A 14,571-nucleotide genomic window follows, 5' to 3' on the forward strand; every position below is an offset into this window, starting at 1 on the left:
CCCAGAGGAGCCATTGATGGCCCCCGGAAAAAATAAATCAGCGCGCCTGTACTTCAGCATCCAGCAGCGCATTGCGTACCGGTGCGAAACTGCGGCGATGGTGCGCCGTGACGCCATGCTGCGTCAGTTTTTCCAGATGGAACGCGGTCGGATAACCTTTGTGCCGGGCAAAGCCATACTGCGGAAACAGTTTATCCAGCTCGGTCATTTCACGATCGCGCGTCACCTTGGCAATAATAGAAGCCGCACTGATCTCTGCCACCAGGCTATCGCCTTTGACCACTGCCAGTGACGGCATCGGCAACGCCGGGCAGCGATTGCCATCAATTAAAACGTAATCCGGCGCCAGCGGCAGAGCGGCAACCGCTCGCTGCATCGCCAGCATGGTGGCATGCAGGATATTCAGCCGATCAATCTCTTCCGGCTCTGCGCGTCCTACACTCCAGGCCAATGCATTGGCTTTAATTTCATCGTACAACGCCAGACGACGCTTTTCAGACAATTTCTTCGAATCCGCTAAGCCCTTGATTGGCCTTGCCGGATCGAGAATCACCGCAGCAGTGACCACCGCGCCGACCAGCGGTCCGCGGCCCACTTCATCAACACCAGCAATGCAGCGCGCCAGCGGATAAATAAACTCAGACATTCGCCAGCTCCAGCACGGCTTCCGCCGCTTGTTGGTCCGCGTTCCAGCGGATTTGGTGATGCAGCTCATAAAAAGTCGCCAGCAGCGCATCGCGCGTCTCACCCGCGGACAGCAGTGGTTCCAGCGCCGCCGCCAGCCGTTCGGGCTGGCACTCGGTCTGCAACAGCTCTTTCACCAGTTCACGACCGGCCAGCAAATTCGGCAGCGAAACATAATCGGTCTTCACCAGACGTTCGGCCAGCCAGAAAGTAAAGGGCTTCATGCGATAGCCGACAACCATCGGACACTTGGCCAGCATACACTCCAGCGCGGCAGTGCCTGATGCCAGTAGCGCGGCATCGCTGGCCACCATCGCCTCGCGGCCATGTCCATCCAGCAGATGCATCGGCACATCCGCCGCCACTTCCGCTTTAATACGTTCAAACTGTTCGCGCCGTTTGGCATTCACCAGCGGCACGACAATTTCCAGCTGCGGCCACTTTTCGCGCAGCAGCAGTGCCGTTTTCAGGAAGTCGGCGCTCAACATCTCGACTTCCGCACCGCGGCTGCCGGGTAATAACGCTAAACAGCGGGCATTTTCATCAATACCCAGTTGCCGGCGCGCCGCCAGTTTATCCGGCTGCAGCGGCATGGCATCGGCCATGGTGTGACCAATAAAGCGGCAGGGAACATTAAAGCGATCATAAAACGCTTTTTCAAACGGCAGAAATGCCAGCACCAGATCGGTGGCTCTGCCAATTTTGAAAACGCGTTTTTGTCGCCACGCCCAGACTGACGGGCTGACGTAATGGATGGTACGGATGCCGCGCTGTTTTAAACGCCCTTCCAGGGTGATATTAAAATCTGGCGCATCAATACCGACAAATACATCTGGCCGCAGTGCGCTAAAACGACGGGTCAGATCGCGACGGATCTTCAGCAAACGCGGCAGACGCTCCAGCACCTCGACGATGCCCATCACCGCCAGCTCTTCCATCTCGTACCAGGCTTCACAGCCTTCCGCCTGCATCAACGGGCCTGCAACGCCAACAAAATGCGCATCAGGGTGCTTCTCTTTCAGGGCACGGATTAAACCGGCACCAAGAATATCGCCGGAGGTTTCTCCGGCGACCAGGGCAATCGTTAAAGGACGCTTTAGCATGAGTTAACGAATCAGACCTCGCGTTGAACGCGCAAAGAAATCATAGAACGGCTGCACTTCCGGGTGCGCCTGCGCGATCGCTTCAATCTCTGGCTTCACTTCATCCAGCGTGCGGCCGCTGCGGTACAATAGCTTGTAAGCATTGCGAATCGCATGCAGTGCTTCTTTGCTAAAACCGCGACGTTTCAGCCCTTCGATATTGATACCAAATGGCGTTGCGTGGTTACCCTGCGCAATAACGAAAGGCGGCACATCTTGCGCAACGCCAGAACAACCGCCGACCATCACGTGAGCGCCGATGATGCAGAACTGATGAACCGCCGTCATGCCGCCAATAATGGCAAAATCGTCGACGGTAACGTGACCACCCAGGGTGGCGTTGTTGGCAAAAATACAGCGGTTGCCAATCACGCAGTCATGGGCGATATGGGCATTGATCATCAGCAGGTTATCGCTGCCGACTTTGGTCAGCTCACCACCCTGCGCGGTGCCACGGTGGATAGTCACGCTTTCGCGAATGCGGTTGCGATCGCCAATTTCCACGCGCGTCGGTTCACCGGCATATTTGAGATCCTGATTCACTTCACCAATCGAAGCAAATTGATAAATCTCATTATCCTTACCAATGCGCGTGTGGCCATTCACCACCACATGGGACTTCAGTACAGTGCCTTCACCGATCTCAACGTTAGCGCCAATAAAGCAAAATGGGCCAATATGGACGCGAGCGCCGATAATGGCGCCCTCTTCAACAATTGAACTCGGATGGATTACGGCGGTTTGGTCTATCACGGATTAAGCCTCCCGGCTGCGGGCACACATCATCGTTGCTTCGCAGACAATTTTACCGTCAACAGTTGCTACGCCTTTAAAGCGCGTCAGACCACGGCGGGTTTTCTCGAACGTGACTTCCATGATCATCTGGTCGCCAGGCACTACAGGTCGCTTAAAGCGCGCTTCATCGATACCGGCAAAATAGTACAGTTCGCCAGGTTCCAGTTTACCTACGCTTTTAAACGCCAGAATGCCGGTGGCCTGCGCCATCGCTTCCAGAATCAGGACGCCTGGAAAAATCGGCTTACCAGGGAAATGCCCCTGGAAAAACGGTTCGTTGACCGACACATTCTTTACCGCACGCAGATATTTATGCTCTTCAAAATCAAGAACGCGGTCTACCAGCAAAAATGGGTAACGGTGTGGTAGTAGCTCTAAAATCTCTTCAATCTTCAGAGTATGAGTTTCAGTAGTCAAAATACTCTTCCTGTCCTAAAAAAAATCTGATGGCATTAATAACACGGCCTGCAAAGATCGCAAGATCGTCCGCAGGCCGCAAATTCTGTTTCCGTGCGCTTGGCTATCCCTGCTTCGCATGTTTTAGTTGTGAAAGCCGGGCAGACGCGGGATGTTCGCTTAGTCTTTACCGACTTTACGCTCGATGTGTTTTAAGCGTTTGCTTATCTCATCAATATTCATCACCAACGCTGCTGTTTTACGCCAGGTTTTGTTGGGTTGCAGCGGAATTCCCGAAGAGTATACCCCAGGTTCGGTAATTGGTCGCATCACCATTCCCATTCCGGTCACCGTAACTTTGTCACAAATCTCCATGTGACCGTTAATTACGCTGGCGCCGCCGATCATGCAGTAACGACCAATCGTCAGGCTACCGGCCATGATCACGCCACCCGCCACTGCGGTATTGTCGCCAATCACCACGTTATGTGCAATCTGACACTGGTTATCAATGATAACACCATTGCCGATTTGAGTGTTATCCAGAGCGCCGCGATCAATAGTGGTACAGGCGCCGATTTCGACCCGGTCACCAATCACCACCGTGCCAAGCTGGGGAATTTTCACCCAATTGCCGCGATCGTTGGCATAACCAAAACCATCTGCACCGATAACCGTGCCTGACTGAATCAGACATTGCTCACCGATGCGTATTTCATGATAAACCGAGACATTGGCCCACAGGCGCGAACCGGCACCAATATGGGTGTTTTTACCGATAAAGCAGCCAGCGCCAATAACGACATTATCACCTAGCTCAACGCCAGACTCGATGACGGCATTGGCGCCAACAGAGACGTTATTGCCGAGTTTAGCGCTGGCATCAATTACCGCACTGGGGGCGATATTGCTCGCCGGTTGCGGGGTGGTATCCAACAGTTGCGCCATACGCGCATAGGTCAGATAGGGGTTTTTGACGACTAAAGCAGCACTTTTGCACCACTCCAGATCGGCTTGCGACAGCACCACGGCAGAAGCCTGGCAGGTTGCCAGTTGCTCGCGGTAGCGACTGTTGGCTAAAAAGGTGATCTGGCCGTTTTGGGCGGATTGCATAGAAGCAATGCCGGAGATGACGATATCGCCATCTCCGTGCAATTCTGCATCCAACTGCTGGGCTAAATCAGCCAGTCGAATTGAAGACATGTATTATTTAACCTGTTTCAGAACATCAGCAGTGATGTCTTTAGAGTTAGCTGCATAAGCTACAGCGTTTGCATCGATAACGACGTCGTAACCTTCGTCATCAGCAACTTTCTTCACTGCATCCTGGATGCGGCTCAGAATTTTATTACGTTCTTCGCTCTGGCGACGACGGTTGTCCTGCTCGAAAGCCTGAGCTTTAGTCGAGAACGCTTCGCGCTGCGCCATAATGTCTTTTTCCATGCGGCTACGATCGCTGGCCTTCATGGTTGAACCGTCGCGCTGCAGATTCTGCATTTTAGTTTGCAGATCGCGTTCCTGGTTCTGCAGCTCGCTTGCGCGACCTTTGAACTCATTTTCAAGCTGTTTCGCAACTGTCGCACGCTGCGGTAACTGTTGGAAAATGCTGGAAACGTTAACCACTGCAATTTTATCAGCAGCCTGAGCGCCAGCTGAAACAGCTAAAACCAGACCCAGACCTGCGGCACACAACAACTTTTTCACTATAAACTCCTTACCATCACCGTTCGTGTCACTGACACATGTTTTGCGTGACCCCGGCGGCACAAAGGCTGCCGGGTGACGACGCGATACTCACTTGAGTTGCTTCCTTGCGCAGTTAGTTACCAGGTTTTACCAATGTTAAACTGGAACTGTTCTGCTTTATCTCCCTCATATTTTTTCACCGGTTGTGCATAGGAGAACACCAGTGGACCCAGTGGAGACATCCACTGCAATGCCAGACCGGCAGAAGCACGGATATTGCTCGGATCGCTATAATCCGGCACACCTGCTGCACGGGTGGCATCAGTATTCTCCCATTTTGTATCCCAGGCGGTACCCGCATCAACAAATAGCGAAGTACGCACCGAGTTCGAATACTTTTCACTGAGGAATGGCGTTGGCGTAATCAGCTCCATGCTGGCGACCGCCATTGCGTTACCACCGACCGCATCTGAAGAGCTACAGATGGTTGCCGTTCCTGAACAGTTAGACGAGTTATTATTGTAGTAAACCGCTTTCGGACCGATGGTATTCGAACGGAAACCACGCACGGTACTGGACCCACCGGCATAGAAGTTTTCGTAGAATGGCAACTCTTTGCCGCCTAACCCATCGCCATAACCCAGACGACCACGACCTAACAGCACCCAGGTACGATCCTGATTCAGCGGCATATACTGCTGGCTATCCAGCGTCACTTTATAGAAGCTGTTGTCCGAACCTGGAATCGTCACTTTACCATTCAGGTTAGTACGGTTACCGTTGGTCGGGAAGAATCCACGGTCCAGGTTGTTATAAGTCCAGCCGTAGTTAAAGGTAAAGTCGTCGGCTGAATAATCCTGACCCGGCTCTTCGCCTACCGAACGCAGATAACGCCACATGGCAATCTGCGGCTGCATATCGGACAGGTCATTATGAACGTAACCTAAGCCAACACGCAGGGTATTGTTTTCATTGATCGGGAAGCCCAGCGTACCGTCTGTACCGTAACTTCTGTTGGTATAGTCGGAGAGGTCGGCATCATCCGCTTTAAAGTCGTTATAGAAGATACGACCACCGAGACTGACACCATCCACCGTGAAGTACGGATCGGTCAGCGAGAACTCAGCATAGGTCTGGTAATCATTTTTAGTCCCGCTGATACCAACGGTATTACCGGTTCCCAGCCAGTTTTCCTGCTGCACGCCAACCTGGAAGCTAACGCCGCTTTCCGTACCAAAACCAATACCGAAGTTAAAGGTACCGGTGTTGCGTTCCTTCACTTTATACACCACGTCAACCTGATCGGGCGATCCTGGTACACGCTGGGTATCGGTATCGACGGTTTCAAAATAACCGGTACGGTTCAGGCGCTCTTTGCCCTGTTCAACGAGGTCGCTGCCCAGCCATGCCCCTTCCATCTGACGCATTTCGCGGCGCAGTACGGCATCTTTCGAGGTATCGTTACCTTCAAAACGTACTTTACGCACGTAGTAACGGTTACCGGCATCGACATTGACATGCAACTTAACGGTTTTATCCGCATCGTTAATTTCAGGCTGAGTCACCACACGCGGATAGGCATAGCCGTAACGACCAAACATCTTCTTGATGTCGTCTTCCATGCGCGTCACTTTCGCACCGTTATACAACTCGCCCGGTTCGATTTTGGTCAGCGTTTCAACTTCCGCTGAGTGACCAGCCATATTGCCGTTCACCACCACGCCAGAAAGCTTGTACTGATCGCCTTCATGGATATTGATGGTGATATAGATACCTTTTTTATCCGGCGTCAGGCTGACCTGCGTGGAGTCAATATTAAAGCGGGCATAACCGCGATCCAGATAGAAGCTACGCAGGGTTTCAAGGTCACCCGCCAGTTTCTGTTTCTGATATTTACGATCGCCTACCACGTTCCACCACGGCACTTCATCGCGCAGCTGGAAGCGGGAAATCAGCTCTTCAGAGCTGAAGGCTTTATTACCGACCACGTTGATCTGCGAAATCTGCGCGGAAACACCTTCGGTGAAGACCAGTTTCAGATCCACACGGTTACGTGGCAGCGGCGTGACCACTGCTTTTACGCTGGCGCTGTATTTACCAACGCTGTAGTAGAAATCCTCCAGCCCTTTCTCGATAGTCGAGATCGTGGTGCGGTCCAGCGCTTCGCCAACGCGCACGCCAGAGGCTTCCAGGTTCTGCTTGAGCATGTCCTCTTTCACCGCTTTGTTGCCGGAGAAAGTGATGCTGGCAATGGTCGGACGCTCCTTAACCTGGACGATCAGCGTTTGGCCGTCGCGCAGTACCTGAACGTCTTCGAAGTTTCCGGTGGCAAACAGGGCGCGAATGGTATTACTGATGTCCTCGTCAGACACCGTATCACCTGGACGCACAGGCATGCTAAGCAAGGCCGCACCGACGGCGACTCGCTGCAGCCCTTCGAAATGAATGTCCTTCACTACGAACCCGTCTGCACCGTATACGGTGGCGCTGCTAAACAGCAGCGACGCTATGAGCAACTTTTTCATCGCCATCGTTGTTATGCGTTCTTCCTAACACATCCCGAACCTGCGTGCACCTTTACGGCGACTACAAGCGTGAGAAATCATTGAATAGTGCAAGCCCCATTAACAGCACCAGCAAAATCGAGCCGATACGATAACTGAAGTCCTGAACTCGCTCGGACACCGGTCCTCCCTTGATCTTTTCGATCGCCAGGAAGAGCAGATGACCACCATCTAAAACCGGTAATGGGAACAGGTTGATAATCCCGAGGTTCACGCTGATTAACGCAAGGAACATCAGATAATAAATCACACCATACTCAGCTGACATCCCGGCACCTTGCGCGATTGAAATCGGCCCGCTCAGATTGTTCAGCTTCACATCACCCGTCACCAGTTTGCCAAGCATGCCGACCGTCAGCTTCATCAGTTGCCAGGTTTTATCCGTGGCCTCACCAATTGCAGCAAACGGACCATACTGGCGCACCGTTTTATATTCGTCCGGCAGTGGGATCACGCGTGGGATCACGCCCACAAACCCTTCTGCACTATTGTCCGGCTTCGCCTCAGGCGTCAGCGTCAGACTGACCACTTCCCCCTGGCGCTCAACGTCAAGCGCCATCGCCTTGCCGGGATTATCACGCACCTGGGTGACAAAACTCTGCCACTGCCCTAACGGCTGACCATCGACTTTAACGATCCTGTCGCCTGCTTGCAAACCTGCCGCACTGGCAGGTGAGCCAGACTGCACTTCAGCCAGCACCGATTCGATCTCTGGTCCACGTGGCCGGATACCCAGTGCCACCACCGGATCCTGCTTATCAGGCTCAAATTGCCAGTGGCGCAAATTGAGCTTTTTTTCCGTCGACTGCGCAGAGCCAAATGGCGCCACACTGATGGTGGTTTCGTCGTCACCGATTTTTGCCACCAGCGCCATCCGTACTGCATCCCAATCAGGCGTTTCGATACCATCGACTGCTTTTAGTTCCATGCCCGGGGCAATTTGCGCCTCTGCCGCCACCGAACCGCTCACTATTTCGCCAATCACCGGACGAACACCCGGCACGCCATGGATAAATACCAGCCAGTAAGCAAAGATGGCGAAAATAAAGTTGGCGCACGGGCCGGCAGCGATAATAGCAGCACGCTGCAGCACGGTTTTATTATTGAAGGATTGATGACGCAACTCAGGGGCGACACTCTCGACACGTTCATCGAGCATCTTGACGTAGCCACCGAGTGGGATAAGCGCGAGCACATACTCCGTACCCTGGCGATCGCGATAACGCCACAGCGCTTTACCAAAGCCGATCGAGAAACGTTCGACTTTCACGCCACAACGCCGCGCCACCCAGAAATGACCGAACTCGTGGACGGTAATTAACACGCCCAGCGCAACGATAAAGGCAGCAAAGCTCCAGAGTATGCTCAACATGGCAAGTGCGTCCTTTAAAGGGTGTTGAAGACCAGCAGCAGCAGGCAGGCAAACACCGGCACCGCAGCAGTCAGGCTATCAATACGGTCGAGGATCCCGCCGTGCCCCGGAATCAGATTTCCGCTATCTTTAATCCCGGCTTCACGTTTGAACATGCTTTCGGTCAAATCGCCCAGTACCGACGCTAATGCGGCGATAATCGAACAGGCAAGCAGCGTGCCCGGCTCAACGGCTAACGGGGCCCAAAGGCCAAACAGCCAGGAGATCAGCGCCGAAGTCAGCAAGCCGCCAAAGAAGCCTTCCCAGGTTTTCCCCGGCGACACTTTCGGCGCCAGCTTATGCTTGCCAAACAACCGGCCAAACATATAAGCACCAGAGTCGGCGCCCCAAACCAGGAACATCACATACAGCAGCCACCAGGCGCCGGCGAAATGGTCGTTATCATAGTGATACTGGCGCAACGCCAGCATGCCCCAGAAAAAAGGCACAATCGTCAGGATACCGAACACTAAACGCAGGAAACGTGACTGACGCCAAAATGCGGCCGACGCCGGATAGAACAGCACTAACCCGAGCGCCACCAGCCACCAGCCGAGCGAGGCCCAGAGCGAGATACTCATCACCGGTAGTTGCAGACTGAACTGATAAGCAGGAAGCGCCAGCATCATTAAGGCGAGCAGCAGGCCGCAGAGCACAGCCAGCCAGATACGTTGAGAGCGGGAGGCAAAACCAGCAAACTGGCCCCATTCCCATGCGGCCAGCATACATACCACTAATGTGGTCATCATAAAGCCTGCCGGTGGCAGCAAAAACAGTGCCGCAATCACTACCGGTATCAGTATGAACGCCGTAATCAGACGAGATTTCAGCAAAGGTTACCCCCAGTGCGCTCAGACGCCACCAGGTGCTGCGCCGCCAAACCGGCGCTCTCGGTGTGAGAAAGCATTCATTGCACCTTCAAAAACTTGTTCATCAAAATCAGGCCAAAGAACATCAGTAAAATAAAACTCTGCATAGGCAACCTGCCACAGCAGGAAGTTGCTGATGCGATGTTCTCCCCCGGTCCTTATTACCAGATCCACTGGTGCCAGATCGCTGAGACAAAGGTGCTTCGCCAGGGTATCTTCTTCGATTTGATCGGGACGAAGCAATCCTTCCTGCACCTGCTCGGCGATTTGTCTGACGCCATGGATGATATCCCAACGGCCACCATAATTCGCGGCAATGTTGAGCGTTAGTCCATTATTTTGTTGAGTAAGTTCCTCTGCGCGACGGATGCGCTCTTGTAAGCGTGAGTTAAAGCGACTGATGTCGCCGATAATTCTCAAACGAACATTATGCTTGTGCAGACTTTTCACTTCACTGTCGAGTGCCCAGACGAAAAGCTCCATCAACGCCATAACTTCCTGCGGCGGACGGTTCCAGTTTTCGCTACTGAAGGCATAAAGCGTGAGGGCATCGAGCTTATTGCTCACCGCGAAGCTAACGGCACGACGTACCGATTTCACTCCCGCTTTATGACCGGAGATGCGCATTTTACCCTGATTCTTTGCCCAGCGACCGTTGCCATCCATAATGATGGCCACATGGCGGGGGCCAGTCCCGAGCTGGTCATCGGTTTGTAATTGATTTTCGGACGACATAACGCGTAATTATTTCCTTTAATCAGAAATACAACGGCTTCTGAATACTCTGCACGCTGGCGCAAAAAAGCCGTGTTCCACACGGCTCTCACTACCGCAGCTACAGGCCATATCTGCTCAACGGTAGCCGGAGACTATACCATTTCCGACCGCGCCGAACAAATGGCGCCGCCGCAAATCGTTGAATTACCGATAAGCGACAAAACGCGCCAGTAGTTCATTTGCCACACGGCGCGCCCGCCTGTCGATCTCAATCACCGCTTCCACACTCTGCGGTTCCTCACAAGAAAGCGCTGCCAGTACCGCCATATTGATCCCGGCAATATCGGTAAAGCGAATCTGTGAATTCAGGAACGCAGCGACAGCGATTTCATTCGCCGCATTCAGCGTCGTGGTCGCGGCCTGTCCCTGTTTGCAGGCATCTATCGCCAGTTTCAGGCAGGGATAGCGCGCAAAATCAGGCTCAGCGAAAGTGAGTGCACCCATGCGGGTGAAATCCAGCGGTGTCACACCGGCGCTTACACGCTGTGGCCATGCCATGGCATGAGCGATAGGGGTACGCATATCTGGCGATCCCAGCTGTGCGATCACACTCCCATCGCGGTAACGCACCATGGAGTGAATCACCGACTGCGGGTGCAGGATCACTTCCATCTGCGCGTCAGTGGCATTAAACAGCCAGCGGGCTTCGATGTATTCAAGGCCTTTATTCATCATGGTGGCCGAGTCGACGGAGATTTTACGTCCCATCGACCAGTTCGGATGCGCACAAGCCTGATCCGGCGTCACGCTGCACAGCGTGTCTAGTGGCGTGTCACGAAAAGGACCACCCGATCCCGTTAGAATAACGCTATCAATCCCGTTACCCTTGAGGTCAGCGTATCCTAACTGCTGTTGGATGGAAGCAGGCAAACTCTGAAAAATGGCGTTGTGTTCGCTGTCGATTGGCAGAAGCTGGGCTTTCGCCTGACGTACCGCGTCCATAAATAGACGGCCGCAAGTGACAAGCGACTCTTTATTGGCCAGCAGCACCGTTTTACCGGCGCGGATCGCCGCGAGGGTCGGTAACAGACCGGCAGCGCCAACAATCGCAGCCATTACCTGGTCGACATCATCTAACGCCGCCAGCTCGCAGGCCGCATGCTCGCCGGCAAATACCTCGGTCGTAATGTCGCGCGCTTTCAGCTGCTGGCGCAACGCCCGGGCGGAAGCCTCATCAGACATCGCCGCATAAGCGGGACGGAATTGCTGACACTGTTCCGCCATCAGATCGACATTGCGTCCGGCGACCAGCGCTTTTACCGTGAATAAATGAGGATTCTCACGCACCACCGCCAGTGTGCTGGTGCCGACAGAACCGGTCGAGCCGAGGATGGTTAATTGCTTCATTAGGCTGCTCTGTGTAACTACCCTTCCTCTTTCAAGCTGCAGGTCCGTTCGGCAGGCGGCATCAATACCGCCACTACGCCGGAGAACTTGAAAGCGACTGGGTAGAGGTTAACCATGCAAAATGCAAAACGCCGCCAGACCCGCCATTCTGTCTGAACGGGAATCTGTACGGCGTTTCTACGGTGCATGATGGGATCAGAAATCCATCAATTCCGCTTCTTTGTCTGCCAGCGCCACATCGATCTTCTTGATGTAGACGTCAGTCATTTTTTGAATCTCATCCTGTGAACGACGCTCATCGTCTTCACTGATCACTTTGTCTTTCAGCAGCGCTTTCACTTTATCGTTGGCGTCACGACGGACGTTACGAACAGAAACACGTCCCTGCTCCGCTTCACCGCGCACGACTTTGATCAGGTCTTTACGACGCTCTTCGGTCAATGCCGGCAGTGGAACGCGGATATCAGCCCCTGCAGAGCTTGGGTTAAGACCCAGATCGGAGGTCATGATCGCTTTCTCAACGGCCGAACTTAATGAACGATCGAACACGTTGATTTTCAGCGTACGTGAATCTTCTACCGTTACGTTAGCCAGCTGACGCAACGGCGTAGCAGCACCGTAATATTCGACCATAATGCCATCGAGAATACTCGGGGACGCACGGCCAGTACGAATTTTGCTGATATGGTTTTTGAATGCATCAACGCATTTATCCATGCGCGTATCTGCATCTTTTCTGATGTCGTTAATCACGTTGGAACCCTTGGATTCTGGTTACCAGGCAGGCCTTAGCCAGCTAAGACCCGTTTAAATAATATTCGAAAATCCTGACTGGAACGCGTGACTGAGCATCGCGCCTACAGAATATACCCTATTTTATGCCGTGACTGATATTAATGCGTAATCAGCGTGCCTTCTTTTTCACCCATCACCACACGACGCAGTGCGCCGGGCTTGTTCATATTGAACACGCGGATTGGCAGCGAATGGTCACGCGCCAGGGTAAATGCAGCCAGATCCATCACCTTCAGTTCACGCTCAAGCACGTCCTGATAAGTCAGTTGCTCATGCAGGGTCGCGTCCGGATTTTTCACCGGGTCAGCAGAGTAAACGCCGTCGACTTTGGTGGCTTTCAGCACCACGTCGGCTTCGATCTCGATGCCGCGCAAACAGGCTGCGGAGTCGGTGGTAAAGAAAGGATTACCGGTACCGGCAGAGAAGATCACCACGCGGTTATTACGCAGTAAACTGATAGCTTCAGCCCAGCTGTAGTTATCGCAGACGCCATTCAGCGGGATCGCTGACATCAGGCGCGCGTTAACATAAGCACGGTGCAGCGCATCACGCATCGCAAGGCCATTCATCACCGTGGCCAGCATGCCCATATGATCGCCGACAACGCGGTTCATTCCGGCCTGCGCCAGACCCGCACCGCGGAACAGGTTCCCGCCGCCGATCACCACGCCCACCTGAATGCCGAGCTCGACCAGCTCTTTCACTTCTTGCGCCATACGATCGAGTACGCTTGCGTCGATACCAAAACCTTCGGCACCTTGCAGTGCTTCACCACTGAGTTTTAGCAGGATACGTTGATATACAGGTTTTGCATTGGTAGCCATGGTCATTTTTCCTGGGTGCCATCATCAAATTGGAAGAGTTAAATCTGATGTATCATCCGCTTAGCCAGCGTAAATTGCTATTGGGATGAGACTGAAAATGCGTGGTAGTGATTTCATCCAAACTTATGACAAGCAGGAGCCATAAATGGCTCCCCTACAGGGGAATCAGGACCACCGCAGGGGCGGTAGTTATGCCGCCCGTCACTGGTAAAAAAGAACCGCCATTCGGCGGTTCTCTCAGACCATGATTAGTGCTTGGACATGGCCGCGACTTCTGCTGCGAAGTCGGTTTCAACTTTCTCGATGCCTTCGCCCACTTCAAAGCGGATGAAGTTCACCACGGAAGCACCTTTTTCTTTCAGTGCCTGGCCCACGGTTTTACTTGGATCGATAACAAAAGCCTGGCCGGTCAGAGAAACTTCGCCGGTGAATTTCTTCATACGGCCTTCAACCATTTTCTCGGCGATTTCTTTTGGTTTGCCAGACTGCATGGCAATTTCCAGCTGAACGTGACGTTCTTTTTCAACCACTTCGGCAGACACGTCTTCCGGGTTGACGAACTCAGGCTTGCTGGCAGCAACGTGCATAGCAACCTGCTTGATCAGCTCTTCATCAGCGCCTTTAGCGGAAACCAGTACGCCGATGCGTGCGCCGTGCTGGTAGCTGCCCAGCTGCTCGCCAGCCAGGATCTGAACGCGGCGAATGTTGATGTTCTCGCCAATTTTGGCAACCAGCGCCACGCGCTGCTCTTCAAATTGCGCTTTCAGCACGTCAACGTCAGCAACTTTACCCGCCACTGCGGCATCCAGAACTTCTTCAACGAATGCCAGGAAACCGCCATCTTTAGCAACAAAGTCAGTCTGGCAGTTAACTTCCAGAATCACAGCATAGTCGCCAGCGATTTTGGTTTTGATTACGCCGTCAGCAGCAACGTTGCCTGCTTTTTTCGCTGCTTTAATTGCGCCAGACTTACGCATGTTTTCGATAGCCAGCTCAATGTCGCCGCTTGCTTCAGTCAGCGCTTTTTTACAGTCCATCATGCCAGCGCCAGTACGCTCGCGCAGTTCTTTTACCAGAGCAGCGGTAATATCAGCCATTCTCTTTATCCTCGGTTAACTGTGAACCTGTTTTCTCCCCTCGCAGTAGCGCGGGTGAAACAGCGTTTAATTCGCAGGAGATGTATTCTACCCCGCCGTTATGACAACCTGGCGAAGCAGACTTTAAACAATAAAGGGGCCTTAGGGGCCCCTTACAGATCACTATCTGATTATACCCTTCGCC

The 14,571-nt window shown here is 53.3% G+C and carries 14 protein-coding genes; all 14 read right to left on the bottom strand.

What is annotated here, in order from left to right; translation table 11 throughout:
• Positions 1-37: 37 nt before the first annotated feature.
• Positions 38-646: a ribonuclease HII gene (gene rnhB, locus JWF83_RS09780; protein WP_413650020.1), complete on the bottom strand. Its 609-nt coding sequence runs from the start codon at positions 644-646 to the stop codon at positions 38-40.
• On the bottom strand, positions 639-1,787 hold the full coding sequence (gene lpxB / locus JWF83_RS09785; protein WP_413650021.1) for a lipid-A-disaccharide synthase: 1,149 nt from the start codon (positions 1,785-1,787) through the stop codon (positions 639-641). The genes rnhB and lpxB overlap by 8 nt, the downstream gene beginning before the upstream one ends.
• Before the next feature lie 3 nt (positions 1,788-1,790).
• Positions 1,791-2,579, bottom strand: a complete 789-nt coding sequence (gene lpxA / locus JWF83_RS09790; RefSeq protein ID WP_413650022.1) for an acyl-ACP--UDP-N-acetylglucosamine O-acyltransferase — start codon at positions 2,577-2,579, stop codon at positions 1,791-1,793.
• A gap of 3 nt (positions 2,580-2,582) precedes the next feature.
• Positions 2,583-3,038 carry a 3-hydroxyacyl-ACP dehydratase FabZ gene (gene fabZ / locus JWF83_RS09795; protein WP_007893924.1) on the bottom strand — a complete coding sequence of 152 codons (456 nt, stop codon included), beginning with the start codon at positions 3,036-3,038 and terminating at the stop codon, positions 2,583-2,585.
• A 159-nt stretch (positions 3,039-3,197) separates the two neighbouring features.
• Entirely contained in the window at positions 3,198-4,220 is a 1,023-nt protein-coding gene (gene lpxD / locus JWF83_RS09800) for a UDP-3-O-(3-hydroxymyristoyl)glucosamine N-acyltransferase (RefSeq protein ID WP_413650023.1), read from the bottom strand.
• Between the two features lie 3 nt (positions 4,221-4,223).
• Positions 4,224-4,721: a molecular chaperone Skp gene (gene skp / locus JWF83_RS09805; RefSeq protein ID WP_413650024.1), complete on the bottom strand. Its 498-nt coding sequence runs from the start codon at positions 4,719-4,721 to the stop codon at positions 4,224-4,226.
• A gap of 119 nt (positions 4,722-4,840) precedes the next feature.
• Positions 4,841-7,234 carry an outer membrane protein assembly factor BamA gene (bamA, locus tag JWF83_RS09810; RefSeq protein WP_413650025.1) on the bottom strand — a complete coding sequence of 798 codons (2,394 nt, stop codon included), beginning with the start codon at positions 7,232-7,234 and terminating at the stop codon, positions 4,841-4,843.
• Positions 7,235-7,289: 55 nt separating this feature from the next.
• Positions 7,290-8,639 (bottom strand): sigma E protease regulator RseP, encoded by a 1,350-nt coding sequence (gene rseP, locus JWF83_RS09815; protein WP_413650026.1) that lies wholly within the window; start codon positions 8,637-8,639, stop codon positions 7,290-7,292.
• 14 nt (positions 8,640-8,653) lie between these two features.
• A complete protein-coding gene (cdsA, locus tag JWF83_RS09820) occupies positions 8,654-9,511 on the bottom strand; it encodes a phosphatidate cytidylyltransferase (RefSeq protein ID WP_413650027.1) in 858 nt (285 codons plus the stop codon).
• 18 nt (positions 9,512-9,529) lie between these two features.
• The gene (ispU, locus tag JWF83_RS09825) at positions 9,530-10,282 is read right to left on the bottom strand and encodes a (2E,6E)-farnesyl-diphosphate-specific ditrans,polycis-undecaprenyl-diphosphate synthase (protein ID WP_413650028.1); all 753 of its coding nucleotides are present in this window, start codon (positions 10,280-10,282) and stop codon (positions 9,530-9,532) included.
• A gap of 186 nt (positions 10,283-10,468) precedes the next feature.
• The gene (ispC, locus tag JWF83_RS09830; protein WP_413650029.1) at positions 10,469-11,671 is read right to left on the bottom strand and encodes a 1-deoxy-D-xylulose-5-phosphate reductoisomerase; all 1,203 of its coding nucleotides are present in this window, start codon (positions 11,669-11,671) and stop codon (positions 10,469-10,471) included.
• Between the two features lie 195 nt (positions 11,672-11,866).
• Complete coding sequence (gene frr, locus JWF83_RS09835) at positions 11,867-12,424, bottom strand: ribosome recycling factor (protein ID WP_413650030.1); 558 nt, start codon at positions 12,422-12,424, stop codon at positions 11,867-11,869.
• Positions 12,425-12,564: 140 nt separating this feature from the next.
• Positions 12,565-13,290 (bottom strand): UMP kinase, encoded by a 726-nt coding sequence (gene pyrH, locus JWF83_RS09840; RefSeq protein WP_413650031.1) that lies wholly within the window; start codon positions 13,288-13,290, stop codon positions 12,565-12,567.
• A 248-nt stretch (positions 13,291-13,538) separates the two neighbouring features.
• On the bottom strand, positions 13,539-14,387 hold the full coding sequence (gene tsf / locus JWF83_RS09845) for a translation elongation factor Ts (protein WP_413650032.1): 849 nt from the start codon (positions 14,385-14,387) through the stop codon (positions 13,539-13,541).
• Positions 14,388-14,571 lie beyond the last annotated feature (184 nt).

Source organism: Pantoea sp. B65, assembly GCF_047308185.1.
GTDB lineage: Bacteria > Pseudomonadota > Gammaproteobacteria > Enterobacterales > Enterobacteriaceae > Erwinia.

Excerpts from the sequence above, each read along its gene's own strand:
- ispU (WP_413650028.1), bottom strand. The coding sequence starts at position 10,282 with ATGTCGTCCGAAAATCAATTACAAACCGATGACCAGCTCGGGACTGGC.
- bamA (WP_413650025.1), bottom strand. The coding sequence starts at position 7,234 with ATGGCGATGAAAAAGTTGCTCATAGCGTCGCTGCTGTTTAGCAGCGCC.
- tsf (WP_413650032.1), bottom strand. The coding sequence starts at position 14,387 with ATGGCTGATATTACCGCTGCTCTGGTAAAAGAACTGCGCGAGCGTACT.
- lpxD (WP_413650023.1), bottom strand. The coding sequence starts at position 4,220 with ATGTCTTCAATTCGACTGGCTGATTTAGCCCAGCAGTTGGATGCAGAA.
- lpxB (WP_413650021.1), bottom strand. The coding sequence starts at position 1,787 with ATGCTAAAGCGTCCTTTAACGATTGCCCTGGTCGCCGGAGAAACCTCC.
- ispC (WP_413650029.1), bottom strand. The coding sequence starts at position 11,671 with ATGAAGCAATTAACCATCCTCGGCTCGACCGGTTCTGTCGGCACCAGC.
- pyrH (WP_413650031.1), bottom strand. The coding sequence starts at position 13,290 with ATGGCTACCAATGCAAAACCTGTATATCAACGTATCCTGCTAAAACTC.
- rnhB (WP_413650020.1), bottom strand. The coding sequence starts at position 646 with ATGTCTGAGTTTATTTATCCGCTGGCGCGCTGCATTGCTGGTGTTGAT.
- rseP (WP_413650026.1), bottom strand. The coding sequence starts at position 8,639 with ATGTTGAGCATACTCTGGAGCTTTGCTGCCTTTATCGTTGCGCTGGGC.